This is a genomic window from Halalkalicoccus tibetensis (genome assembly GCF_037996645.1).
In the GTDB taxonomy this organism is placed as follows: Archaea; Halobacteriota; Halobacteria; order Halobacteriales; family Halalkalicoccaceae; genus Halalkalicoccus; species Halalkalicoccus tibetensis.
On sequence record NZ_JBBMXV010000004.1, the window covers coordinates 196,262 to 217,946 of the forward strand.

A 21,685-nucleotide genomic window follows, 5' to 3' on the forward strand; every position below is an offset into this window, starting at 1 on the left:
ACCACCGGCGGGTCACGGTTCGAACCGGTCTGCCAACGTATTCGTCGCATTTAAGCGAACCTGTCCCGAACGTAACGGTATGTCATCGATCGAACTCACGCCGAGTCAGAAGACGATCCTCACCGCGTTGATCAACCTCCATCGTGAGGCCGAGGACGCGGTGAAGGGCGAGGAGATCGCGGGGGAGGTCGACCGCAACCCCGGAACGATCCGCAACCAGATGCAGAGCCTGAAGGCGCTCCAACTGGTCGAGGGCGTCCCCGGGCCGAAGGGCGGCTACAAGCCGACCGCGACCGCCTACGAGACGCTCGACGTCCAGCAGATGGACGAGCCCGCGGCGGTACCCCTCGAACACGAGGGCGAGCCGGTCGAGGACGTCAACATCGAGGAGATCAACCTCTCGAACGTCCACCACCCCGAGCTCTGTCGGGCGGAGATCCACATCCAGGGCTCGGTCCGCGAGTACCACGAGGGTGACTCGGTCACCGTCGGCCCGACGCCGCTCTCGAAGCTCCTGATCGAAGGGACCCTCGACGGAAAGGACGACACCAACAACATCCTCATCCTCCAGATCGACTCGATGGAAGCGCCCGTCGGCGAGCCGTCTCACTGAGGTCTGTCAACGTCCCACACTCCGGTTCGGGTTTCAACAGCTTTGTATCAGTGGCTCGCCGAGTGGCCCATATGACAGAGCAGGTCGTCGTGCTCGGGGCCGGGTACGCCGGTGCGGGCGCCATCCCAGAACTCGAAAACGAGCTGAGCGACGCACAGATCACGTGGATCTCGGATACTGACTACCATCTCGTCCTCCACGAGTCCCACCGCGTGATCCGCGATCCCTCCGTGCGAGAGCACGTCACGATCCCCGTCGACGAGATCAAGTCGCCCTCCACGCGCTTCATCGAGGGCGAGGTGACCGACCTCGACACCGACGACCGGGTCGTCACCCTCGCCGACGACACCGAGGTCGACTACGACTACGTGTTGGTCGCGCTCGGCTCCTCGACGGCCTACTACGGCATCCCCGGGCTCGACGAGCACTCGCTCACCCTCAAGAACCTCGACGACGCCCTCGGGATCCACGAGGCGGTCAAGGAGGCCGCACGCGAGGCCACCCGCGACGAGCCCGCACAGGTCGCGATTGGCGGCGCGGGACTCTCGGGTATCCAGAGCGCCGGCGAGGTCGCGGAGTTCCGCGACAAGCACAACGCGCCCATCGAGATCTCGCTGATCGAGGCGCTTCCGGAGATCATGCCCGGCCAGGACCCCGAGCTCCAGGGCGCGGTCAAGAAGCGCCTGCTCGACGCCGACATCGAGATCATGACCGACGATCCCATCACGGAGGCCGACGAGGACGCGATCCACTTCGACCAGGGCGAACCGCTGGAGTACGACGTCTTCGTCTGGACCGGCGGCATCACCGGCCGGGAGTGCCTCGAGAACGCGAACGTCGAGAAGGAGCACAACCGGATCGTCGCCGAGTCGACCTTCCAGACCGACGACGAGCGCGTCTTCGCCATCGGCGACTCGGCGATCGTCGATCAGGGCGAGAGCCCCGCACCGCCGACCGCACAGGCCGCCTGGCAGGCCGCCGAGCTCGTCGGCGAGAACATCGCCCGCGCGAGCGAGGGTCGCCCGCTGAAGACCTGGACGTTCGAGGACAAGGGGACGCTCATCTCGATCGGCGACCGGGCGGTCGCGCACAACGTCCAGGCGATGCCGATCAACACCTTCGGCTGGTTCGGCGCCGAGACCCTGAAGAAAGCCGTCGCGGCCCGATGGATCAAGGACGTCTCCTCGGCGAAGCGCGCGAAGCGCGCCTGGAAGTATCTCTAGCAACGGATCTTTTTACTCGTCGGGTTCGCGCTTCGCGCGAACCGCTCTCTGCTCACGGGCGCGAAGCGCCCGTTCGCACGGCCCGCGGGACCGCTGGTCCCGCGCTGGGCGCAAAAATCTCCTCCAAAAAATCGCGGCTCGCTCCCCTCGTTCGCTCGCCGCGTCCGCGGTTACGATGTCGGGCTCACTCAGTCCAGACTCAGCCCCGCGTGCCACCGCTCGGCACCCGTCTCCGCCTTCACCTCGTCCATCCGCGCCAGCAGCTTCACCGCGAGCGAGGCGGTCTCGCTGGCCTTTCCCTCGCCCTCCGTGCGGAACTCGCCGGTAACGCGGTTGGCGTAGACCGAACAGACCGCGCCCGCGCGCAGCCCGTAGACGTTCGCGATCGTGAGGATCGTGCTCGCCTCCATCTCGATGTTCTTCACGTTCGCCTCCCGGAGCTCCTCGACGAGGTCGGCGCTCCCGGCGGCCTCGAACCCCTCGAACCCCGGTCGCCCTTGCCCCGCGTAGAAGGAGTCGGCGCTCATCGTGATCCCGGTGTGGTGGTCGTAGCCCAGCCGCTCGGCCGCGGCGATCAGCGCACAGACCACCTCGTGGTCGGCGCTCGCGGAGTAGTCCTCGCGGACGTACTCGTCGCTGGTGCCCTCCTGTCTGACCCCACCGGTAGTGATCACCAGATCGCCGACGTCCATCCCTTCCTGGATCGCGCCACACGAGCCCACTCGGATGAACGTATCGGCGCCGATCCGCGCGAGCTCCTCGACGGCGATGGCAGCGGAGGGTCCGCCGATCCCCGTCGAGGTCACGCTGATCGGCGCGCCGTCGTAGCTCCCGGTCAGTGTACGGTACTCCCGGTGGTTCCCTTTCTCCTCGAAATCGTCCCAGAACTCCGCGATCGTCCCGACGCGTCCGGGGTTGCCCGGGAGGAGAACCGAGGGCGCGACGTCGTCGGGCCCGACCTCGATGTGGTACTGTTCGTCGGCGTTGGGGTCCTCGCTGTCGTCGGCCGGCATGGGCCGAGGATTCGCGTTCACGGCGCAAATAACCGCGCCATTCGACGTCGCCTACTCCAGATGCTCCCGGGTGATCGTGTTCGGCAGCAGCTCCCCGAGGGTGTACTTCTCGTAGCCCTCCTCACCGTCGCAGACGATCGGGAACCCCTCGCGACAGAACTCCGCGAGCGTCTGTCTGCACATCCCGCAGGGGGTGACGCCGTCGCGCTTGCTCGAGCTCACGGCGAGCCTGGCGAAGCCACGATGCCCGGTCGCGATCGCCTGCGAGAGGGCGACCTCCTCGGCGTGGAGGCTGTTGGAGTAGTTGGCGTTCTCGATGTTACAGCCGGTGAACACGGTGCCGTCCTCGGTCTCGAGGGCCGCCCCGACCCGGTACTCCGAGTAGGGCACGTGGGCGTGTTCCTGTGCCTCACGGGCGGCCTGAACGAGGTCCTCGATCTCCATGGCTCACGTACGGACGGGGGGTTGATAAACGCCTACTCGTCGACCGCCGCCTCGATGACCGCCGTCGCCTCCTCGATCAGCCGTTCGACCTCGTCGCTCTCGGCGTAGAGGCGGACGTACGGTTCGGTCCCGCTGGGGCGGACGAGGATCCACGAGCCGTCGGGCCACTCCAACCGGACCCCGTAGGCGGTATCGACCGCCGCGTCGGGGAACGCCTCGGGCAGCGCGCTCTCGAGGCGGCCCATCGTGCGCTCCTTGAGTGCGTCGGGGCAGTCGACGGCGACCTTCCGGTAGGGGCGTTCGGTCACCGGCTCGCGAAGCGAGCCGACCCCGCCGGCCTCGCCGACCAGCCGGGCCAGGACGGCGGCGCTCGCGACGCCGTCGATCCAGCCGCCGAAGGCGGGGTGGATGTGCTTCCAGGGTTCGGCGGCGAAGACGACGTCGCCGCCCGATTCGCGAACGCGGGCGATCCCCTCGTGGAGCGCGCCCAGCCGGACGCGCTCGACCCGGCCGCCCGCGGCGTCGACGCGCTCGTCGATCCGCGCGGAGGCGTTGGGCGTCGTGACGACGACGGGGTCGGTTCCCTCGAACTCCCGGACGTAGCGCTCGGCGAGGATCGCCAGTATCGTGTCCTCGTGGACCACCTCACCGTCCCCGTCGACGACCACGATCCGGTCGGCGTCGCCGTCGTGGCCGATCCCGACGTCGTGGGGACCGTCGGCGACGAACGCCCGGAGGTCCGACAGCGTCTCGGGGGTCGGCTTGCTGCCCCGGCCCGGGAAGTGGCCGTCGACGTTCGCGTTCAGCGTCGTGACCGCGGCGCCGAGGCTCGTCAACACCTGCGGGGTCGCGAGGCTCGCCATCCCGTTCCCGCAGTCGACGGCGATCCGCAGTCCCTCCGCGCTCTCGCCGAGCCCGCGGGCGTACTCGACGACCGCGCGCCGGTAGCGATCGAGGGCGTCGCGCTCGATCGAGTCGCCCCATTCGTCCCACTCGGCCGGGCCCGTTCCCGCGGCGAGGGACTCCTCGACGTCCGTCTCGGCCCCGCGATCGAACTCGACGCCGTCCGCGAAGAGCTTGATGCCGTTGTCGGCGGGCGGGTTGTGCGAGGCGGTGAGCATCACGCCGTAGCGCCCCTGCGAGGCGAAGGCCACCGTCGGGGTGGGGACGACGCCGATCCGGATCACCCGGCTGCCGGCGCTCTCGAGGCCGGCGGCCATCGCGTCGGCGAGCGCGGTCCCCGTCTCGCGCCCGTCGCGTCCCAGAACGACCGTTCGATCCTCCCGACCGACGGCTTGTCCGACGGCGAGACAGACGGAAGGGGTGACCCGGTCGCGTGCGGGCCCGCGGATACCCGCGGTTCCGAACTGGATCATATAGCGGCGCTTTCGCCGGCAGGCATATAGGTCCCGCCCATTAGAGCTCGACGCCGCTGGGGATCAGGCTGTGCTGGCGAAGCAGGTTCCCCTCCTCGTCGTAGACGAGGAACGTCGACTTCTCGTAGGTGATGAGCTCCTCGCCCTCGACGCGGATCAGCACGCGGTAGCGCTCGTCGGACTCCGATTCCTTGCCGTAGGCGCGCGCGGCGCGGATGAACCGGAGGACGTCCTCGGCCTCCTCGTTCAGCTCGAGGACGAAGTCCCCGGTGGTTCGATTGGTGACGCTCACGACCCCGGTCGTCCCCGGCGCCTCGACGTCGCCCTGGAGCCGGAGCGCGACGTCGGTCTGGCTCGCGGAGAGGCGTTCGCCGTCGAAGCCGGTCAGGCGCTCCTCGAGCTCGTCGACCGGGCCCTCGAAGTCGATGACGACCGTCGGCGTCGCTGGCTCACCCCCTTCGTCCACCCAGTCGATCCCCCGCACGTCGAGCGTGAAATACTCGCGCCTCATCGATTACCGGAGCGTACGAACCGCGAGGCCATGAACGTAACGCCGGCCCCCTCAAGGGTATCGGGACGGGCACCGCCGTTCTCCCGGCGCTCGACCGGAGCGGGTTTGGCACGCGGCGTCCGATCCCCTCCCATGGACGACCCGCGGACCGTCCGCGAGACCTACGACCGGATCGCGAGCCACTTCGCGTCGACCCGCGAACACGCCTGGCCCGAGGTCGAACGGTTCCTCGCGGACCACGAGGGCCGGCTCGGCCTCGATCTGGGCTGTGCGAACGGACGCCACGCCCAGCTGCTCGCAGGACGGGTCGATCGCGTCGTCGGCGTGGACGTCAGCCGCGGGCTGCTCGAGGAGGCCCGAACCCGATCGCGCGAGCGGGGCTTCGACGCCGAGCTCCTGCAGGGCGACGCGGCCCGCATCCCCCTTCGGGACGACCGGGTCGACCTCGCGGTCTACATCGCGACGATCCACCACCTGCGCGACCGCGAGCAGCGGGTCCGGAGCCTCGACGAGCTCGCACGGATCCTCGCACCCGGGGGTCGGGCGCTGGTGAGCGCCTGGAGCACGGTCCATCGGAAGTTCGACCGCGGGGAGGGGTTCGACACGACGGTCGACTGGACGTTACCCGGCGGGGAGACGGTGCCGCGGTTCTACCACATCTACGCGCCCGAGGAGTTCGAGGCCGACGTCGAGGACAGCGCGCTCGTGGCCGAGTCGTTCGAGGTCTCGAGCGGGAACTGCTACGCGGTGGTGGGAAAGAAACAGTAAGGCCCTTAACCGGGGCAGGGCTACTGCGTGATAGCTGCGTTCGCCCGTTCGCGCCGGATCGGCGCGGGCGAAGCGCCGGTGTCCCCGTGAACGAAGTGAACGGGGGCTCGGCGCAAGCGAACGGAGTGAGCTTGCGCCGGTGGTCTAGCGGTATGACTATGGCCTTCCAAGCCATCGACCCGGGTTCAACTCCCGGCCGGCGCATTTTCCGAGCGTAATCGGCGAGCAGCCGGCTGGCCGTAAGCGTCGGAGGGAATCGGGACGCCGTGGCACGTTCGCGCGTGGCGCAGCACACTATTTAACCGTCCGCCACACATACGAGTACCCATGAGCGAAGAAGGCGGCCGAAAGAACCTCCGCATGCCCGACGACGACGAGATGTTCGCCGTCGTCACCGACATGCTCGGTGGCGGGCGCGTCAGACTCCAGTGTAACGACGGGAAGGAACGCATGGGCCGGATCCCCGGCCGGATGCGCTTTCGGACCTGGATCAACGAGGACGACGTCGTCCTGATCGAGCCCTGGGACTGGCAGGACGAGAAGGCGGACATCGAATGGCGATACGACAGCCAGGACGCCGCCCAGCTGCGGCGCGAAGGCCACATCGACTGACGACCTTTTCGAAGCATACCGACACGACCAGCGGCGCCGCCGGAAGGATCATGCCCCAGGGTTTTGAGCGTCGGGATCGTCGTTCCCTCCATGGACGAGATGGACGTTCCCGATCCGGAGCTCGGCATGGCGACGATCGTCTTCGAGACGCCCGACGGCGAGACCGACCAGTTCACCGTCGAGAACGAGTACATCATCTATTTCCAGGACCACTGGCAGGTCAAGGCCGGCGAGGACGACGACGGTAACGACGTCGTCCGGCGGATCCCCAAGGAGAAGGTCTTCTACGTCGAGCGTTCCGTCGAGGAGTTCCAGGACCGCATCGACGCGCTGCTCGACCGGGCGAAGGACCGCTTCGACCTCGACAACCTGAACCTCGGGTAGACCACTCGGCGCGACCATGCACCGCCGTACCGCGCTTCGAACGGGGGCCGCGCTGTTCTGCGGGACGACGCTCGCCGGCTGTCTCGACACCCTCGGCTCCGAGTCGGCCTGGCGGGACCTCGTCATCGACCGGCCCGACGAGATCTACGTCCCCCCGAAGGCCGACGGGATGGTCGTCTGGGCCAACGAGACGAACGGAGAGAGCGAGGAAGGCGGGCGCGAATACGCGCTCGCGCTCTCGGCGACCCGCCCGCACCGCTTCTGGACGGTCACGGGCAGGGAAACCAACCAGATCTCGATGCGCGACGCCCACTCGGCACACCTGATGGTCTCGGTCTGGGAGCCCGAGTCGGGTCGGCTCCTCCCGGCGGAGGTCCGGATCTCGATCGAGCGCAGCGGCGAGTCCGTCCTCGACCGGACGCTCTGGCCGATGCTCTCCCAGCGGATGGGGTTTCACTACGGCGACAACGTCGCACTGCCCGACGCCGGCGAATATCGGGCCTCGGTCCGGGTGCTCCCGCTGGGGATCGCCTACCGAGGCGGGTTCGAGGGCGGCTTCGAGCCCGCGTCCTTCGACCTCGGGTTCGAGTACGACCCGGACGGGATCGAGGCCCTCGACCTGACGGTCCACGAGGAGTCCCGGCGCGGCCGGTCCGGCGCGGTCGAGCCGATGGAGGGCGATCACGGGCACGGGCACGAGGACGGCGACGGGAACGACCACGAGGACCACGACGGTCCCTCACACCCCCCGGTTCCGATCGCGCCGCCCGCAGAGGCGTTCCCCACGGTCGTCGGTGAGGAGCAAGCCGGCGACTATCGGCTCGTCGTCGCGACGGCCGACCACGAGGAGGGGACCTACCTGATCGCCTCGCCGCGGACCCCCTACAACGGGTTCCCGTTGCCGTTCTGTTCGCTGTCGGCAGAGGTCGATCGCGGGTCGTCGGGCGCCGAGTCGGTGTCGCTCGCCGAGGCGACCGATCCCGAGTTCGGCCACCACTACGGCGCGGTGGTCGAATCCTTTTCGGGGGCCGAGCTGACTGTCGGCGTCGAGTCACCCCCACAGATCACGCGCCACGAGGGATACGAGACCGCCTTCTTCGATCTCCCCGAGCTCAGTCTGCGGGCTCCGTAGCGGGTTCACGGGGGTCGCCGCGCCGATCCGCGAGCCGGAGGACCAGCAGCCCGGCCCCGAGCATCAGCAGGCTGACGGCGACCCAGTGGGGGTTCCAGGCTTCGGTACCGTGAACCACGTTGTGCAGATCGAGCAGGTAGTGGTTGACGACGCCGTCGAAGACGTTGAAGACGCCCGCGCCGACCAGCGAGGCGCCGACGACGACCAGCGAGGACAGCGGCCGGGTCGCACGGTTCGCGGTCCGCCAGAGCATCGCCGCGCCGACGGTCGCGACCAGCAACATTCCCATCGAGAACAGCCCGTCGAACATGACGTTCGTCCGCAGCCCGTCGTAGGTCAGCGGGTCGTAGTACCCCGAGAGCAGGTGATGGGTCTGGAAGATCTGATGGAAGATCATCACGTCGATCAGCGCGCCGAACCCGAAGCCGAAGACGCCGCCCCACAACAGCAGTGAACGGCGATGGCCGTCTGTATCGCTCATGGGCGGGGTTTGCGGGTCAGTCCCAAAAGCGTGTGCCCGGAGCGCGCAACCCCGATCAGGGGATGAGCGTCACCGGCAGGTCGCTCTCCTCGATGACCGCCTCCGAGGCGCTGCCGACGACGAACCGCTCGAGGCGGTTGCTGGTCGCCCGCCCCATCACGACGTGGTCGTAGCCCCGCTCTTCGGCGATCCCGATGACCCGCTGGCCGACCTTCCGGGCCGCTCCCGACTCCGTGACGACCTCGGTCTCGATCAGCTCGGGCTCGGCGTCAAGGCCCGCTTCAGCGATCGCCGCGCGCGCCCGCTCGAACAGCTCGTCGGTGGCGTCGGTGCGTTCGGCGGCGAAGTGGATCACGGCGAGGCCGGCGTCGAAGCCGCGTGCGAACTCGATGCCGAAGCGGAGCGCGTCGAAGCTGCTGTCCGAGCCGTCGATCGGGACGAGGATCTGCATATCCCGTCACACGCGCCCCGGGTAAAAAGTGGGCAGGCTTTCGGCTCCCCGGCCCCATCATTCCCCATGGGCTGTGAACTCTGCGGGCGTGCGGTCGAGACTACGACCCACCACCTGATCCCGAAGAACCGCAAGGATAGCCCGACGGTCCAGCTGTGTCAGCCCTGCCACAAGCAGGTCCACGCGACGTTCACCAACCACGAGCTCAAACAGGAGTACGACACGATCGAGGCGCTGCGCGAGGCCGATCGCCTGCAGTCGTTCGTCGAGTGGATCAGCAAGACCGACAAGACCGACGTTCAGGTCGACGAGAGCGATCGGGTCCGGCGGTGGCGGGGATAGCGGCCGATCGCTCAGTCCTCATCGTGACGGGGAACGCGAGCCGGCGCGGTGAAGCCGCGCCGGGATTTTTTGGAGGAGTAAAAAGGTCCGTTCTCAGAACCCGAAGACCGGGACGAACCGGAAGACGAGGTACGCGCCGACGGTCGCGAGCACCGGCACGAAGTTCTGGACGACGATCACCCGCGCGGTCGTGGTCGGGTCGAAGAGGTCGGACGTTCGGGGCAGGTCCTCGGGGCGCTCGTCGCCGATCGGGGGCAGCTCCTCGCCCTCGGTGTCGGCCGCGAGCGCCCCCACCGAAACCTGGCCCTCGCCGGCGACGGTTTCCGAGGCGGTCGCGGTGCGGGTCGCCCGTCCCCAGCCCAGCCCGATGATGCTCATCGTCGAGACGACGACCAGCTGGACGGGGATGCCGATCGCCGACAGCAGGGTGACGATCGTCGCCGAGACGACCATGACGACGACGGCCGCCGTCAGCGGCAGGTTCGTGATGTCGTTGCCCATCGTCTCGAGGGTCCGCCGGGCGATGGTGAACGCGCCGATGGTGACGGCGATCCCCGCGATGAGCACGCCCCAGCTCATCGAGAGGGCGCCGCTTCCCACCAGCGGCGCGACGGCGTTGGCGACGTTCGACGCGCCCGAGCTGAACGCCATGTAACAGCCGATGGCGACGACGATCAGCGAGCCGGTGACCTCGCGGCGATCGGCGTCGTCGGCGGCGCGGATCCGCGGGATCGACGAGCCCCGATCGACGATCCACAGGTTCGTCTCCCGTTTCGAGATGGCGACCCACTCGTTGATCCGGGCGTAGAAGTACCGCCCGATCACGCCGCTGACCCAGAAGGCGACGACGGGCGCGACGATCCACCACGAGACGATCTCGCCCATCGTCGCCCAGTCGAGCGTCCCGGTCGCGATCCCCAGCCCGGCGATCGACCCCACGGCCGTCATCGACGTCGAGGCGGGAACCCCGAAGACGTTGCCCGCGAACAGGGCCAGCCCGATGAAGAACAGCACGGCGATCCCCGTCTCGAGGGTCAGTATCGTTCCCGGGACGAGGTCCTCGCCGAGGGTCTCGACGACCGCCGGGCCGATGAGCCAGCCCCCGACGAAGAAGAACACCGACATGAGCGCCGCCGCGCCGAGCTTCGAGACGACGTTCGCGCCGACTGCCGGCCCAAAGGAGACGCCGGTGGTCGATCCGCCGATGTTGTATCCGACGAAGACGGCGACGACGATCCCGATGACGAGGAGTGCCTCGACCACGACGGAACCAACGGACGGTCGTGATATAAGGGATACTACTCGGGATCAGAGCTCGATGCGCTGGACGAGCTCGTTCTCGCTTCTGGTGTTGAGCGCGACGATCCGGATGAACTCCTCGAGCCCCGAGTCGTCGAGCTTCGCCTTCAGCAGGCTATCGACCTGGTAGACGCCCGCCGCGTCGGTCATCTCGATGGCGACGTGGACCGGGACGTCCTCGCCCTCCTGGAGGGAGACGCGCTGGATCGCCTGGCTCGAGACGGTGTTGATCCCGCGTCCGCCGCGCTCATAGGGGTTTCTCGAACGGCCCCGTTCCATGTCGAGGCCGTCACAGACCCGGATGACGCCCGCCTCGCGGGTCAGGGGGACCTCCTCGGTGTGGTGACAGAGGATCGCGTGCAGCACCTCGCCCTTCACTCGTACCTGCTCGCCGAGGTCGTAGAACTCCGGAAGGATCCGGTCGAGGACGTCCGCGGCCAGCGGGATCGAGTAGTAGGCGTGGTCCGAGCGGTGGACGACGTGGCCGATGTCGTGGAGCTTCGCGGCCAGCGCGATGATCACCGGCTCGTCCTCCTCGGCCAGCCCCTGGTCGCGTGCCCCGTTGAACTCGACGCCGCCGCGCTTGAGCAGGTCGTAGAGACAGAGCGCGCGGTTCAGCACGATCTCGATGTGTTTCGACCCGTGATCGTTGTAGCGCATCCGGGTGACCGGGTTGACGTTCTGGGCCTCGAGATAGACCCGGATCTCCTCGTCGTTCTCGACGTAGGAGAGCACCTCGTTGAGCTTCTCGTCGGGGAAGGCGTGCTCCGCGTCGGGGTCGTACTGTCTGTTTTCGGTCGTCTCGGCCATACTCCCGTTCCGTTCGCGAGGTAGAAAAACCCCCTTCAGGCGGCGTCGCCCGCGGCCTCCGCGACCTCGTCGTAGTCGGGCTCGGCGCCGGGGTCGTCGCTCACCCATGCGTAGGTGACCTCGCCGTCGGCGTCGAGGACGAAGACGGCGCGCTTCGCGACGCCGTGATAACCCATCTCCTCGAAGTCCATCTCCGCGTCGTAGGCGTCGATGATCTCCTTGTTCGTGTCGCTGACGAGGCCGAACTCCAGACCCTCCTGCTCGCGGAACTCGTTGAGCGCGAAGGGGGTGTCGACGCTCACCCCGTAGAGGGTCGCGCCGCTCTCCTGGAGGCGGTCGAGGTCGCCCTGGAGCGTGTTCATCTCGGAGGTACAGACGCTCGTGAACGCGCCGGGGAAGAAGGCCAGTACGACGGGGCCGTCCCCGAGGTTCTCGGAGAGCGTGAACGGCTCGACGTCGCCGTTCGCGAGCGGTGCGGTGAAGTCGGGGGCTGCGTCGCCTACGTCTACCATATCAGGGCCAACGACCGCCGGCCGGAAACAGGTTGTGTTCGCGGCGAGCCCCGTTCCGAGGCTCAGTCCGCTCGGGCCAGCGCCGCCGGCGGTTCGCCCTCCAGTTCGCCGCGGTCGTGGGGCGCCTCGAAGTCCAGATCCGGCCCGCGCGCGATGATCCGCGTGGGAGTGACGTCCGGGTGGGTGGTGTAGTAGTGTTCCTTGATGTGGTCCATGTCCACCGTCTCGGCGACGCCGGGGGTCTGGTACAGGTCGCGCAGATACGGCCAGAGGTTCTCGTAGTCCCGGATCTGCATCACGTTACACATGAAGTGGGTGTGATAGACCTGATCGAATCGAACGAGGGTGGTGAACATGCAGACGTCGGCATCGGTGAGGCGGTCCCCGGCGAGGTAGCGCTGCTCTCCGAGGACCGAATCCCAGTGGTCGAGCGCCGAGAAGAGGTCGTCGATGGCCTCGTCGTAAGCCTCCTGTGAGCCCGCAAAGCCCGCCCGGTAGACCCCGTTGTTGATCGGCTCGTAGATTGCGTCGATGATCTCGTCGACCTCCTCGCGATAGCCTTCGGGATAGAGGTCGACGTCGCGGGTCGCCTGCTCCTCGAACTCGGTGTCGAGCATCCGCAGGACCTCGCGGGACTCGTTGTTGACGATGGTCCCTTCCTCCTCGTCCCAGAGCACCGGGACGGTCACCCGGGCGGTGACGTCGGGGTCGGCCTGCACGTAGAGCTCCCGGAGGTAGTCGGCGCCCAGCACCGGATCCTCGGTACAGCCCTCCTTCTCGGGGCTGAACTGCCAGCCGTCCTCGTCGCGGAAGGGATCGACCACCGAGACGGAAATCGCGTCCTCCAGGCCCTTCAGCGAGCGCGCGATCAGGGTCCGGTGGGCCCATGGGCAGGCATAGGAGACGTAGAGGCGGTAGCGGCCGGCCTCGGCGGGGAACTCCTCGCCGATCCAGTCGCGGAAGGTGGTCTCCTGGCGCTCGAACGCGCCGTCGTCGTTCGTCGTCTCGTAGGCGTCGGTGCGCCACTCGCCGTCGACCAGTTGGTTCACGTGAACTCTACGGCTCGGAGATATAAAACCGCTCAGCCCGCGTCCGGGACGGAGGTTATCACGTACCACTCGTCCCACTCCTCCTCGCTTTCGGGCCGCGAGCGGCGCTCGACCTCGACGCCGTAGGCGGTCTCGTCGGCGTGGTCGGCACAGACCGGCCGTACCTCGTCGTCGACGCCCCGGACGTAGATCCCGCCGCGCGGGTCGATCTCGTCGTCGCAGTCCTGACAAGCGATCGAGGGCGGGAGGGTCCGGCCGATCAGCTCCATGGTCGGCGTTGGCCCGCCACCGTGATAAGTGATGGTCACTACCGCGCCCGTCAGTTCACTCCAGCGCGTCCAGCCGGAATTCGAAGGCCGCGACGGGGAGCTCGAGGTCGTGTTCGACGAGAACGGCGGGGTGGATCTCGCCGACGATTCCGGCTTCCTCGCCGTCGAGCACGACCGAGGCCGCCCGTCCGTCGATGAAGGAGGGGTGCTCGGTCGGCGGCGTCTCCAGCTCGACGTCGAAGCTCCGCGCGAGCGCCTGCAGGCGGCCCTTGGTGTCCTCGTAGGAGGCGTCGGTCCGCGCGAGAACGCCGGCCACCGTGCGCCGCTCGGCGACGCCCGTCTCTGTCGAGTCGTCGAGCTCGGCGGCGAAGCCGACCTCCGCGAGGTCCTGGGGGTAGGATCGATGCGTGTTGTTCTCGAGGACCATCAGCAGCGAGGGCAGCGCCCACGTGCGGACGATCGTGTAGTCCTCGCTGTAGGGCTCGCGGATGGTCGCGGGCTCGCCGGCGCCGAGGACGCCCTCGCCGGGCTCTATGCCCATCCGTTCCGCATTCTCGGCCTCGTTGGTGAGGTGGAAGTTGAGCGTGTCCTCGAAGCCGAGCCCGACCAGGACGTTCCGCGTTGCGTCCTCCAGCCGAGTCCGTTCATGGCGCCCGCCGACGGTGCTCACGTCGGGGTAGCTGGGGATCAGCCCGTCGAAGCCGTAGGCCCGGCCCACGTCGTCGATCAGGTCCACCGGATGGAGGACGTCGACGCGATAGGGCGGGATCTCGACGTCGTAGGCGGTCTCCTCGCCGAGTACCTGGGTCGCGGACAGCCCCGAGCGCTCGAAGCAGTCGATGAGCGTCTCGGGGTCGAACTCCATGCCGAGCATCCGCTCGATGCGGTCGTGGGAGACGCGCTTTTCACGAACTTCGAAATCCGGCCTGAGCAGCGTGCCGTCGGGGTGCTCGACCTCGACCTCCTCGATCGTCGCGCCGCGGGCCGACAGCGCGTAGCAGACGATCGCGCACATCCGGTCGATCGTCCACTGGTCGGTGCCCGTGAGCTCGACGAACAGCTCCCGCGAGTCCGTCGAGACCTCCGTGCGCCGCCCGTTGATCACCGGCGGGAACGAAAAGAGGCCGAGCTCGTCGTAGATCGCCGGATACCGGTCGTAATCCTCGACGAGGTCGGCGTACTCCCGTCCCGTGGCGTGGTCCTCGAGCACCTCCGCGGGCGTGAGCTCGCGGTCGGAATCGAGGGGGACGAACCGTGGCTCGTCGGGCTCGACGCCCGTATACCGGATCGACGGGCCGGCCTCCTCCGAGAGGGACTTACCCTTCAGCATCGTCAGGTCGTGGATGCCGATCGCGCCCTTCGCGCGTTTCCGGCCCATCGTCGCGTGGAGCTTCTCCTGGAGCTGGATCAGCGAGTCTAGCCCCGCCTCGTCGAGGTCGACCCCGCGGATCACCGCGCCGGTGACGTAGGGTCGCTCCTCGGGAACGTCGTCGATCTCGATCGTCCAGTCGGGGTCGTTCGTCGGCGGGACGTAGGTGCCCCGCTCCTCGCCGTAGTGATACCTGAGCGAGCGCGCGACCCCCTCGACCGAGAGGCGATCGAGCCGGTCGGGCGCGAACTCGAACTGGAGCTCGCCCTCCTCCGTCTCGCCCTCGTACTCCAGGCCCAATCCGAACAGGTCGTCCTTCAGCCGGTCGTCGTCCTTGTCGGTGCCCGTGAGCTGTCGCAGTTCGTCGGGATCGATGTCGACGACGGGCATCAGTAGGTCACCTCCGCGTTCCGGAGGAACTCGATGTCCGCAAGCGTCCCATGGAGGTCGCGGATGTCCTCGGCGCCGGTGATGAGCATCGCGAGGCGTTCGAGGGCCAGTCCCCAGGCCATCACGTCACACTCGACGCCGAGCGGCTCGAGCACCTCGGGGCGGAACATCCCCGAGTTCCCGATCTCGATCAGCTCGCCCGTCTCGGGGTGGTGGCCGAACAGCTCGAAGCTCGGCTCGGTGTAGGGGTTGTAGTGGGGCTTGAACTGCAGGTCGGTGATGCCGAAGCGCTCGTAGAACTCGGTGAAGGTGCCCTTCAGATCCCGTACTGATAGATCGTCGGCCATCACCCAGCCCTCGATCTGGAAGAACTCCAGCAGGTGGGTCGGATCGAGCGTGTCGTTTCGATACACCTTCTCGACCGAGAAGTAGCGCTGGGGCGGTTCGAGCTCGCCGACCGCCTCGCCGGAGAGGTAGCGCATCGACAGCGAGGTGGTGTGGCCCCGCAGGTCCATCCCGCGGGCGACCTCCTCGGTCCACGGCGAGTGATACCCGTCGCCGTCCGCGCCGACGCCTTCCAAGTGGGCCGAGCGCACGCGTTCGAGGAGCTCCTCGGGGAGTTCGTCGGCCTCGTCGGGCCGCTCGAGGGCGAACTGGTCCCAGTGCGTTCTCGCGGGGTGGTCCTGGGGCATGAACAGCGCGTCGTTGATCCAGAACTCCGAGTCGACGTGCGGGCCGTCCATCTCCTCGAAGCCCATCCCGACCAGGACGTCCTTTACGCGGTCCGCGGTCTGGCGGAGGACGTGCTTCTTCCCGCCGACTACTTCGGCGGCGTCTGCCTCGACGTTGTACTCGGCGAACTCCACCTCCTCCCACTCGCCGGTCGTGAGCAGTTCGGGGGTGAGCTGGCCCACCGTCTCGCTCTCCTCGATCCCCTCCATCAGCGCGGTGACGCCCGCGTCCGTCAGCGTCACCGAGCGGACCGTCGACTCGCGGCGGGAGACGAGGTCGCGCCGATCGAGGGTCGACAGCACCAACTCGTCGGTCACGGGCTCGCCGGCGTCGATCAGCGCCAACGCGTCGGCCTCCTCGTCCTCCTCGCGATCGGTCGCCGAGAGCTCGCCCGAGTCGATCTCGCCGTATCCCTTCCGGGCGTAGTTCGACAGCGCGATGTCGACCTCGCCGCCTTCGAGGCCCGATCGACCGATGACCTCGCCCATCGGGACGGGTTCCTCGTCGGCGTCGAGCTCGAGGGCGGCCTCGTGGAGCCGTCGCTCGGGCAGTCCCATCTCGGCGTACTGCTCGCCCTCCTCGGTCAGCGAGACGCCTTCGATCGCCTCCTCGGAGACCTCGAGCAGCCCCTCCTCCTCGAGCGCGAAGACCGCGCCGGTGACGGTTTCCGGTTTTTCGCCGAGCTCCTCGGCGAGCTGTGCAATCGTGCGCTCCTCGGTGGCGCTTGCCGCCTCGAGGACCGCCGCTTGTGTCGATGGCAGTCGCATTCGTTGTGTGAGTGGTCGCAAAGCAGTCGTTTAGCGGTTCCGGACTCCGCGGGCTCGTCGAGCGGACGCGGCTATTCGAGGAAGTCCGGCTCGGTGCGCTTCTGGCCGACCTCGCTGCCGAGGTGGTCGCGGAACTCGACCGGCGAGACGTCGTCGCGCTCGCGCTCGAAGCGATCCCGGACCGAGACCGTGCCGGCCTCCTCCTCGTTGCCCCCGACGATCAGCATGTATGGAACGCGGTCGTCGTGCGCTGTTTGAATCTTCTTGCCGATGGTCCACGATCGGTCCTCGATCCCCACGCGGAACTCCGAGAGTTCGTCCTTGACCTCCTCGGCGTACGCGACGTTGTCGTCGCTGATCGGCAGGATCCGCACCTGCTCGGGCGCGAGCCACGTCGGGAAGTTCCCGTTGAAGTGCTCGATCATCACGCCCATGAACCGCTCGAAGCTTCCTAACAGAGCCCGGTGGACCATCACGGGGCGGTGTTCCTCGTTGTCCTCGCCCGTGTAGGTGAGATCGAGGCGCTCGGGGATGTTGAAGTCGAGCTGGACGGTGCCGATCGTCCACTCCCGTCCGAGGGTGTCCCGGGCGTCGAGGCCGATCTTCGGGCCGTAGAAGGCCGCCTCGCCCTCCTCGACGTCGTAGTCGAGGCCCTCGTTCTCGAGGGACTCCCGCAGGGCCTCGGTGGCCTCCGACCAGACCTCGTCGCTTCCCACTGCCGTCTCGCCCTTCGTCTCGAGCTTGTAGATGACCTCGAGGTCGAACTCGGTGTAGATCTCCTCGATAACGCGCAGCGTCTCGGTGATCTCGCGCTCGATCTGGTCGGGGCGGATGAAGGCGTGGCCGTCGTCCTGGGTCATGCCCCGGACCCTGAGCAGCCCCGAGAGCTCGCCCGACTGCTCGTTGCGATAGACGTTGCCGAACTCCGAGAACCGCACGGGCAGATCCCGATAGGAGCGGATCTGCTGGTCGAAGATGTAGGCGTGGTTCGCACAGTTCATCGGCTTCAGGCCGTACTCGGTGCCCTCGCCCTCCGACGTCCCGGGGCTCTCCTGCTCCCAGGCGAACATCTCGCCCTGCTCGGTGAACGTCTCGTAGTGGCCCGTCGGTTTCCAGAGCTCGGCCTTGTTGAGCTCGGGCGTCCTGACTTCTTCGTAGCCCAGCTCGTCGTTCTGCTCGCGGATGTACTCCTCCAGTTCCCGGCGGATCGTCATCCCGTTGGGGTGGTAGTGGGGACAGCCCGGCGCGTGGTCGGGCACCGAGAAGAGGTCCATCTCGCGGCCGATCTTGCGGTGGTCGCGCTCCTTGGCCTGCTCGCGGCGCTCGAGGAACTCCTCGAGTTCCGACTCGCTGGGGAACGCCGTGCCGTACACACGAGTCAGCATCTCGTTGTCCTCGGTGCCGCGCCAGTAGGCCCCCGAGATCTCGAGCAGGGCGAACCCGCCGATCTCGCCGGTCGACTCGACGTGCGGGCCCCGACAGAGGTCGCGGAACTCCGCCTGCTCGTAGAAGCTCACGGGGTCCTCGCCGACGACCTCCTCCTCCAGGATATCGCGCTTGAACGGGTTGTCCTCGTAGTACTCGAAGGCCTCCTCGCGACTCATCTCGACGCGCTCGATCGGGACGTCGGCCTCGATGATCTCCTCGGCCTCGGCACTGATCTCTTCGAGGTCGGCCTCGTCGAGATCGACGCCGGTAACGTCGTAGTAGAAGCCGTCGTCGGTCCACGGACCGATGGTGAGCTTCGCGTCGGGATGGAGGCGCTGGAGGGCCTGGGCGAAGACGTGGGCTGCCGTGTGGCGCAGCGCGTCGACGTACTCGTCGCTGCCGTCGGTGACGATCTCGATCTCGACGTCCCCCTCGATCGGGTGTTCCTTGGCGACGAACTCGCCGTCGACGACGCCGGCGACGGTGTCGCGCCCGAGACCGGGGCCGATCTCGTAGGCGACGTCCTCGACCGTCGAACCGGCCTCGACGGCGAGCTCGGAGCCGTCGGGGAGGGTTACGGTGACGCTCATACCTACCCTGAACCGGGGCGGCGTAAATAAGCGTTCATCCGACCCGTAGACGGCACCGCTGTCCCCTCCTCCGGCCCCACGGCGTCCGTTCGCGGCGATCCGTGACGCAAGCGAGGCCATGGGCGACGACACGGATTATATACGCACACCGAAAGACTAATTCCATATCTATTAGAGTAATAATTATGGTACGATCGAAGCGCCATGCGGTACTGACCGTTCTCGTCTGTCTGACTGTTCTTCTGGCCGGTTGTTCGGGCTGGGGAACCGACGGGCCGGTGGACGAGGAGGCCGAGTCGAACGGGAGCGATGACCTCGAGGAAGCCGACGCCGAGGCCGACGACGACGGAACGGCCGACGGATCGGACGATGTCGGAGCCGACGGGGCTGACGACGCCGACACCGACGACGGCGAACTACCGGAGTCCGGAACCGATGACGAGGATAGCGACGTGACGGACGACGAGACGGACGCCCCCGAGGGCGATTCCGACGGGGAGACCGGTGCTGACGACGGCGATGATGCCAGCGTCGACGACGGTGACGCGGAGGAGGGCGACGAGGCTGATGAGGGCGAGGGTGATGGAACAGACGGCGATGAGGCTGACGACGCCGATGGAGGCGACGCCGACGAGAACGACGGCTCCACGCTCACCGTCGAGACCGCCGACGTCGTCACCGACGAGCCGGTCGACGCCGACGTGATCTCGCTCGCGCAGGACGGCGAGACGGTCGACGAGGCGAGCGGCGAATCGGCGACCTTCGAGGGCCTCGCGGACGGCGAGTACGACCTCGAGCTCCACGACAGCTTCGGCGACTGGGCCTACGGCGACACGATCACGATCGACGGCGAGGACGCGACGCACGTCGCCGAGATCGACCAAGGCCACACCTACTGGCCCGGCGTCGAAGTGACGATCGTCGACGGCGACGGCGAGCCCGTCGAGGGCGAGATGGTGACAATCGACGGCGAGGAGTTCGTGACCGGGCCTGACGGCACCGTCGAGGAGGAGATCGAGTCGAGCTACACCGACGAACGGGAGTTCGTCGTCGAGTACGGCGAGCAAAGCGAGACCGTCGAGACCGATTGGGAGACCTGGGACGGGGAACCCGAGACCGTGACGTTCGAGACCGAGGACGGTGACGCGGACGGCGACGCCGCATTGGCGATCGCGGCGTAGACCGCGGCGTTCGGATATCCCTTTTCGCTGGCCATTCGGCGGCTGGAAGCCTCACGACGGAGACCGGCCGAGGCGTGAGAATACCCCTCACAGAGGGATTCTTCCGAGCCTGGGCGAGGCAAAAAGCCTATAACTCAGACGGGGTTACCGACTACTAGGATGACAGTACAATTTGCCCCGTTGTTCGGGCCGATCCCTGGCGGGATCGAACTGGCAGTGATCGTGCTCATCGCGATCCTGCTTTTCGGTGCGAACAAGATCCCGAAGCTCGCCCGTTCGACCGGGCAGGCGATGGGTGAGTTCCAGAAAGGCCGCGAGGAGATCGACCAGGAGCTCAAGGAGATGCGCGACGGCGCGACCCAGACCGAGGACGAGCCCGAACCCGAGATCGGCGAGGACGAGGAGCCCGAGATCGGCGCCGACGAACCCACCGCCGAGATGGAGTCCGACACCGGGGCCGACCTCGAGACCGAGACGAGCACCGAGACCGACGAGAACCGATAACAGTTTTTCCCTCCCCACGCCACGTCCGAACGGGGCGTGTGGCCTAGCGGATAGGGCGGAAGGTTCCTAACCTTCAGACCGCGGGTTCGAATCCCGTCACGCCCGCTCACTTCGTTCGCGGGCGTTCCTGACTGCCGCTCGCGTTCGCTCGCGGCAGTCCCGCCACGCCCGCTCGTAATAAAGTTAGAGCAACTACTCACAATTAACGAAGTGTCTTCGCACGCATCAGTTTTCGCCGAAAAGATACCTATTTTGCTTTCTTTCTAGTATAGCAGCTAAGTGTATTCCATCAAAATATATATCTTCAAACTCAGTCATCACATAATCCTCAAACCACTCGTAAAGTGACTCCATTGAGGTATAATAATCTACAATCAATTGTTCTAACGGTAACCCACCGTCTCTTGAGTTCTCATTGATGATGCACTTCGAAGAAGAGCTCCATTTATCGCTCTGTAGCAACTTTTCAGTCTTCACGCCGATTTCTCGCTCCATAGTGATTGTTCCATCACGCATCTCCCCTTGCTCGTTTCCGGATAGCGCAGAGGGGAAGTCATGCACGAATACTGTACGTAGGTCTTTGAAGAACGGGCCGAGTGTAAGGAGGTTGTTCAGTTGCTTCGTCTTCTTATCATGCGCTTTTCTCAACTCAATCTCCGGACGCAACTCTTCTAACCTTGGGATAACATGGTCGAGAAGATGCTCTTCGCGGTTTTTAGATGAGACAACGAAATTACTGAGATGCCGTAGAATATCCATGGCGGAATCATCGAGTTTGTTGCTGCCAATCAAATATTCTGATGAGGTGTAGTTTCTGACCTCCGTAATGAGGGCGTTATAATTCTCGTCAACGATGTAGTTTGATCGATTTAGTGTACGCAGGTGGTCAAGTACCTCGCTCCATTCATGGTTGTTGAGTTCTTTCTTGAGAGTGACGAATTCTCGGTATTCTTCATCAGTAAGCTTCTCTTTTCGTTGTTCTATTTGGTGTAACGTGAGAATATTTGGCATTGTATTATGGATAGAATTAGATCGTATTGAAATTTCTCCATTGATTCATATCAGCCGAAATGTATGTAGTGAAAATTTACATGTAGTATTATGATTGATGATGCGACGGTAGCCCTCATAACTGCTGTTCTGGGTAACTGTATTTTCCGGAAGCTGTCTTCTTCGTGATATGCAACACCGATGCAATCCTTCTGTGTCCTAAAAACCTCATTTACAGTAGAGCGCGATGAACGCCCCGCCACGCCGATGAAAAACGAAACCGCGAGAAACGGTTGCCGCTCGGCTCTACTTCCCGAGGATCTGTGAGACGAGCGTTCGGAACCGCAGCGGGTGCTCCGCCGTCGTTTTCCCGTTGTACCCGTCCATCGCCGCGCCCGCGTTCTCGATGTGCTGCGTCTGCCGTGTGTGCTGTGTTCGACTCATA

General features: G+C 66.3%; 25 protein-coding genes and 2 tRNA genes. 11 read left to right on the top strand and 16 right to left on the bottom strand.

Annotated features, from left to right (window positions below; translation table 11 throughout):
* Window positions 1-79 precede the first annotated feature (79 nt).
* Window positions 80-613, top strand: a complete 534-nt coding sequence (locus WOA58_RS13800) for an Rrf2 family transcriptional regulator (RefSeq protein ID WP_340604828.1) — start codon at window positions 80-82, stop codon at window positions 611-613.
* Between the two features lie 71 nt (window positions 614-684).
* Window positions 685-1,836 carry an NAD(P)/FAD-dependent oxidoreductase gene (locus WOA58_RS13805; RefSeq protein ID WP_340604829.1) on the top strand — a complete coding sequence of 384 codons (1,152 nt, stop codon included), beginning with the start codon at window positions 685-687 and terminating at the stop codon, window positions 1,834-1,836.
* A 188-nt stretch (window positions 1,837-2,024) separates the two neighbouring features.
* Here WOA58_RS13805 and WOA58_RS13810 read toward each other — a convergent pair whose 3' ends face one another.
* From WOA58_RS13810 to WOA58_RS13825, 4 genes are read right to left on the bottom strand one after another with little or no spacing between them, the layout of a single operon-like run.
* Complete coding sequence (locus tag WOA58_RS13810; RefSeq protein WP_340604830.1) at window positions 2,025-2,849, bottom strand: nucleoside phosphorylase; 825 nt, start codon at window positions 2,847-2,849, stop codon at window positions 2,025-2,027.
* A 51-nt stretch (window positions 2,850-2,900) separates the two neighbouring features.
* Window positions 2,901-3,293: a cytidine deaminase gene (gene cdd, locus WOA58_RS13815; RefSeq protein ID WP_340604831.1), complete on the bottom strand. Its 393-nt coding sequence runs from the start codon at window positions 3,291-3,293 to the stop codon at window positions 2,901-2,903.
* A 32-nt stretch (window positions 3,294-3,325) separates the two neighbouring features.
* Entirely contained in the window at window positions 3,326-4,669 is a 1,344-nt protein-coding gene (locus tag WOA58_RS13820; RefSeq protein WP_340604832.1) for a phosphohexomutase domain-containing protein, read from the bottom strand.
* A 40-nt stretch (window positions 4,670-4,709) separates the two neighbouring features.
* A complete protein-coding gene (locus tag WOA58_RS13825) occupies window positions 4,710-5,180 on the bottom strand; it encodes a DUF5793 family protein (protein ID WP_340604833.1) in 471 nt (156 codons plus the stop codon).
* A 132-nt stretch (window positions 5,181-5,312) separates the two neighbouring features.
* On the opposite strand from WOA58_RS13825, the gene WOA58_RS13830 reads away from it, so the two are divergent.
* The 5 genes from WOA58_RS13830 (at window position 5,313) to WOA58_RS13850 (ending at window position 8,076) form a co-directional block, all read left to right on the top strand.
* Entirely contained in the window at window positions 5,313-5,948 is a 636-nt protein-coding gene (locus WOA58_RS13830) for a class I SAM-dependent methyltransferase (RefSeq protein WP_340604834.1), read from the top strand.
* 133 nt (window positions 5,949-6,081) lie between these two features.
* A tRNA-Gly gene (locus WOA58_RS13835) sits at window positions 6,082-6,152 on the top strand.
* 123 nt (window positions 6,153-6,275) lie between these two features.
* On the top strand, window positions 6,276-6,560 hold the full coding sequence (gene eif1A, locus WOA58_RS13840) for a translation initiation factor eIF-1A (RefSeq protein WP_340604835.1): 285 nt from the start codon (window positions 6,276-6,278) through the stop codon (window positions 6,558-6,560).
* A gap of 90 nt (window positions 6,561-6,650) precedes the next feature.
* Window positions 6,651-6,944, top strand: coding sequence for a hypothetical protein (locus tag WOA58_RS13845; RefSeq protein WP_340604836.1), 294 nt, complete (start codon window positions 6,651-6,653; stop codon window positions 6,942-6,944).
* Between the two features lie 16 nt (window positions 6,945-6,960).
* Complete coding sequence (locus WOA58_RS13850) at window positions 6,961-8,076, top strand: DUF7350 domain-containing protein (RefSeq protein WP_340604837.1); 1,116 nt, start codon at window positions 6,961-6,963, stop codon at window positions 8,074-8,076.
* On the opposite strand, the gene WOA58_RS13855 is transcribed toward WOA58_RS13850, so the two are convergent.
* Together WOA58_RS13855 and WOA58_RS13860 are read right to left on the bottom strand one after the other, a co-directional pair.
* The gene (locus WOA58_RS13855) at window positions 8,057-8,557 is read right to left on the bottom strand and encodes a DUF2243 domain-containing protein (RefSeq protein WP_340604838.1); all 501 of its coding nucleotides are present in this window, start codon (window positions 8,555-8,557) and stop codon (window positions 8,057-8,059) included. The genes WOA58_RS13850 and WOA58_RS13855 overlap by 20 nt on opposite strands.
* Window positions 8,558-8,612: 55 nt before the next feature.
* Entirely contained in the window at window positions 8,613-9,008 is a 396-nt protein-coding gene (locus WOA58_RS13860) for a universal stress protein (protein WP_340604839.1), read from the bottom strand.
* 66 nt (window positions 9,009-9,074) lie between these two features.
* On the opposite strand from WOA58_RS13860, the gene WOA58_RS13865 reads away from it, so the two are divergent.
* Window positions 9,075-9,350, top strand: coding sequence for a hypothetical protein (locus tag WOA58_RS13865; protein ID WP_340604840.1), 276 nt, complete (start codon window positions 9,075-9,077; stop codon window positions 9,348-9,350).
* 93 nt (window positions 9,351-9,443) lie between these two features.
* On the opposite strand, the gene WOA58_RS13870 is transcribed toward WOA58_RS13865, so the two are convergent.
* From WOA58_RS13870 to thrS, 8 genes are all read right to left on the bottom strand, one after another.
* Window positions 9,444-10,613 carry an inorganic phosphate transporter gene (locus WOA58_RS13870; protein ID WP_340604841.1) on the bottom strand — a complete coding sequence of 390 codons (1,170 nt, stop codon included), beginning with the start codon at window positions 10,611-10,613 and terminating at the stop codon, window positions 9,444-9,446.
* Window positions 10,614-10,658: 45 nt separating this feature from the next.
* The gene (locus WOA58_RS13875; RefSeq protein WP_340604842.1) at window positions 10,659-11,459 is read right to left on the bottom strand and encodes an HD domain-containing protein; all 801 of its coding nucleotides are present in this window, start codon (window positions 11,457-11,459) and stop codon (window positions 10,659-10,661) included.
* A 35-nt stretch (window positions 11,460-11,494) separates the two neighbouring features.
* Window positions 11,495-11,971: a redoxin domain-containing protein gene (locus WOA58_RS13880; RefSeq protein WP_340604843.1), complete on the bottom strand. Its 477-nt coding sequence runs from the start codon at window positions 11,969-11,971 to the stop codon at window positions 11,495-11,497.
* A gap of 62 nt (window positions 11,972-12,033) precedes the next feature.
* On the bottom strand, window positions 12,034-13,020 hold the full coding sequence (locus WOA58_RS13885) for a glutathione S-transferase family protein (protein ID WP_340604844.1): 987 nt from the start codon (window positions 13,018-13,020) through the stop codon (window positions 12,034-12,036).
* 32 nt (window positions 13,021-13,052) lie between these two features.
* Complete coding sequence (locus WOA58_RS13890; protein ID WP_340604845.1) at window positions 13,053-13,289, bottom strand: hypothetical protein; 237 nt, start codon at window positions 13,287-13,289, stop codon at window positions 13,053-13,055.
* 55 nt (window positions 13,290-13,344) lie between these two features.
* Entirely contained in the window at window positions 13,345-15,048 is a 1,704-nt protein-coding gene (pheT, locus tag WOA58_RS13895) for a phenylalanine--tRNA ligase subunit beta (protein WP_340604846.1), read from the bottom strand.
* Window positions 15,048-16,547: a phenylalanine--tRNA ligase subunit alpha gene (pheS, locus tag WOA58_RS13900; RefSeq protein WP_340604847.1), complete on the bottom strand. Its 1,500-nt coding sequence runs from the start codon at window positions 16,545-16,547 to the stop codon at window positions 15,048-15,050. The genes pheT and pheS overlap by 1 nt, the downstream gene beginning before the upstream one ends.
* A gap of 71 nt (window positions 16,548-16,618) precedes the next feature.
* Window positions 16,619-18,565 carry a threonine--tRNA ligase gene (gene thrS, locus WOA58_RS13905; protein ID WP_340604848.1) on the bottom strand — a complete coding sequence of 649 codons (1,947 nt, stop codon included), beginning with the start codon at window positions 18,563-18,565 and terminating at the stop codon, window positions 16,619-16,621.
* Window positions 18,566-18,750: 185 nt separating this feature from the next.
* On the opposite strand from thrS, the gene WOA58_RS13910 reads away from it, so the two are divergent.
* From WOA58_RS13910 to WOA58_RS13920, 3 genes are all read left to right on the top strand, one after another.
* Window positions 18,751-19,746, top strand: coding sequence for a hypothetical protein (locus WOA58_RS13910; protein ID WP_340604849.1), 996 nt, complete (start codon window positions 18,751-18,753; stop codon window positions 19,744-19,746).
* Window positions 19,747-19,905: 159 nt separating this feature from the next.
* A complete protein-coding gene (locus tag WOA58_RS13915) occupies window positions 19,906-20,250 on the top strand; it encodes a Sec-independent protein translocase subunit TatA/TatB (RefSeq protein ID WP_340604850.1) in 345 nt (114 codons plus the stop codon).
* 32 nt (window positions 20,251-20,282) lie between these two features.
* Window positions 20,283-20,355 (top strand) — tRNA-Arg (locus WOA58_RS13920).
* Window positions 20,356-20,475: 120 nt separating this feature from the next.
* Here WOA58_RS13920 and WOA58_RS13925 read toward each other — a convergent pair.
* The gene (locus WOA58_RS13925) at window positions 20,476-21,261 is read right to left on the bottom strand and encodes a hypothetical protein (protein WP_340604851.1); all 786 of its coding nucleotides are present in this window, start codon (window positions 21,259-21,261) and stop codon (window positions 20,476-20,478) included.
* 285 nt (window positions 21,262-21,546) lie between these two features.
* The gene (locus WOA58_RS13930; protein WP_340604852.1) at window positions 21,547-21,684 is read right to left on the bottom strand and encodes a hypothetical protein; all 138 of its coding nucleotides are present in this window, start codon (window positions 21,682-21,684) and stop codon (window positions 21,547-21,549) included.
* Between the last annotated feature and the right edge of the window lies 1 nt (window position 21,685).